Below are 1,737 nucleotides of genomic sequence, written 5' to 3' on the forward strand. Positions count from 1 at the left end.
AATTTATCGTCCACAGCCACTAGTTATGAAGACCTTTTGGTTAATGGAGCGCAATTGTACGAATATAAATTGGTTGCCATTGGTGTGGTAACTAAAGATGTAGAAGTTAATTTAGGAAACACCATTACAGGTATTGGGTATCGTAACCCTACCGCCATTGTTTCTGGTCGAGTTACCTACAAAGGGGGTGGGCCTGTGGCCAATGTAAAAGTAAACGCGAATCCTGAGGGAGCAGTGGTCAGTTTGGGATCTTCGGTTTTACTGAGTAATGGGAAGCAATTGCAATCGTTTTTTGACCCGATTAGCTCACCAATCAAAGAGACGCTAATGCTGCAAGCTTGGGTAAAACCAACAAATGCCAATGGACAAAACATCACACTTTTTACCATCAAAGATAATGTGGGTGGTGCAAAAACGATTAATGTAAATACTGAAAACAATAGATTAACAGTTGACATCGCGGGACAAACATTTGTAATAGAAAATCATTTTCCAACTGGAGAGGTGAATGACAAAGGTATCGAGACATTTTATGATATTGCGGCAATCACTAGCCAATACACACACTTTACTATTGGTATGCAAAATAACAGTACGCCAACATTATATATCAACGGACGAGCCATTACAGCTACCTATATTGACGAGGTAACGAAACAATATAAAAATGATGCAAGCTATTTTACAGCAAGTCTCCCAACCGGAAGTATTGCCTTAACAACGAGTATTAACGCACTGGAAATTGGTGGTAGCACCGATCCGTTTTATATCGATGAATTTCGTTTGTGGAATGCTAGTATAGCCGATGCTACGATTCGAAAAGATTATTTGCGCTATATTGACGGTAATCATAAAAACTTAATGGCTTACTATCGTATGGACGAAGGAGCTGGGAATTATTTGTATGATTTATCACGTACAGGATCTTCCTATCATAAAAATGATACCAATCTTAATACAGCAATACAATGGGAAAGTGGCGTAACTGCAGTACCTTCTTCGCAACAATTCGGAATTCTAGGGGTTACTGATGCGCAGGGTTATTATACCATTTCGGCTATTCCGTATTCAGGAACTGGAGAAAGTTTTCGCATTACCCCTTTGTATGGACAGCATTTGTTTGATCCTAATCAACAAAGCGTGTATTTAGGAAAAGGATCTGAAGTAGTCAATAAAATAGACTTTGTAGATATATCTTCTTTCAATTTTAACGGTGTGGTACGGTATGATACTCGTGGTGTCTTTAATGATATAAATGATGCGAGTTCTCCAGCTGTTTCACTAGGGACTGCTCCATTAGAAGGCTATAACAGCTATATTGTTGGAGATAAGACTTATGAAAAAGGAGAGTTTTGGTATGAAGAAAGTATAATTGGGACTGAAACGGAAAGAAAAATAAAATTATATCCAAAAATAGGCCTTAAAGGAGCTAATATTTATATTGACGGACAAATTGTTTTAGACAGCAAAAACATGCCAGTTGAGACAAATGCTGAAGGGAAATTTAGTATTTCGGTTCCTATTGGTAAGCACATTATTAAAGTAGCCAAAAATGGGCACACGCTTATCCATGAAGGAAATTACCCCGCTACAGGTGAGCAAGAATTTGTCGAAAACCGTGACGATGTAGTTACTTTTATTGACAACTCCCGTGTAACCCTAGTAGGTAAAGTAGTCGGAGGATCTGTAGAAGCAGCGAAAACGATTGGTTTTGGAGAGAAAGATAAAATTCGTGAA

1 pseudogene is annotated in these 1,737 nt (G+C 38.3%); it reads left to right on the forward strand.

The features are described 5' to 3' along the window. A pseudogene (locus WBQ70_RS05185) lies at positions 1-1,737 on the forward strand (laminin G); the annotation flags it as partial.

The sequence above is a fragment of the Flavobacterium sp. genome, assembly GCF_049590715.1.
GTDB lineage: Bacteria > Bacteroidota > Bacteroidia > Flavobacteriales > Flavobacteriaceae > Flavobacterium.